This is a genomic window from Campylobacter sp. GB48, assembly GCF_049221845.1.
GTDB lineage: Bacteria > Campylobacterota > Campylobacteria > Campylobacterales > Campylobacteraceae > Campylobacter_D > Campylobacter_D lari_C.
Genome location: NZ_JBMJAR010000075.1, coordinates 1 through 884, shown reverse-complemented (window position 1 = coordinate 884; position 884 = coordinate 1). Strand labels below are relative to the sequence as shown.

Sequence of the window (884 nt, the reverse complement as noted above, 5' to 3'; positions counted from 1 at the left end):
AATTCCGATTTATTTTTATCATAAAAAATTCTAAGGAGTTTTAATGTCTTATTATTCTACGGGGGGGGGGATTTGAAAATTCTCAATCAAACAATACCTCTTTAAAATCATCTCATTTAAACAATAATCTTTCTTTTACTAAAAAAACTTTCTTATCTTTAGCAACAATATCTTTTCTAGCAACTTGTGCTAATGCTAGTGTAGTTACTATAGGTGATCAAGCTTCTAATGGTTCTATAGAAATAACCAAAGCTAAAGACTCTAAAATACTAAAAGAAAAACAAGTAAAAAATTCAAGAAGTATTAGTGGTGGTAATTGTGATGGTAGCACAACTTGTACTATAAATGGTAGTCAAGATGGACCAGTAACCATAGGCAATGGTGGTGGAACATTGACTATTACAAAAGATGGTAGTATTAATGGTAATAATAGCAATGCTATCAATGTAAGTCAAGGCGCTACTAATGTAACTATCAATAATGCAGGTAATGTTAATGGTGGTGGTAGTAATAGTGCTGCAATTAATATAGGACAAAACAATCAAAATGGTGCTACTATAAATAATTTCACTAATAGTGGAACTATAGGTGATGGAAGCAATAAATTTGCTATTACTGTATGGGGTAAGAGTGATAGTAAATCAACAATTGAAACATTTAATAACTCAGGATTAATTCAATCAGGTAGTGGCGAAGCTATATATTTAGGTAATACTACTATAAATGATTTCACTAATAGTGGAACTATTAAATCAACAGGTGGGATTGGTGTTAATGTAGCAAGTGGAACTAATATATCTACTTTAAACAATAAAGGCACTATTAGTGGTAGTCGTGGTGTTTCTATTGCTAGTAACTCTACTATTGAAAATTTGAATAATAGT

At 30.5% G+C, this 884-nt stretch carries 1 pseudogene; it reads left to right on the top strand.

Annotated elements, in window-relative coordinates:
* Positions 1–392: 392 nt before the first annotated feature.
* Positions 393–884, top strand: a pseudogene (locus tag ACOTVC_RS08870) (hypothetical protein); the annotation flags it as partial.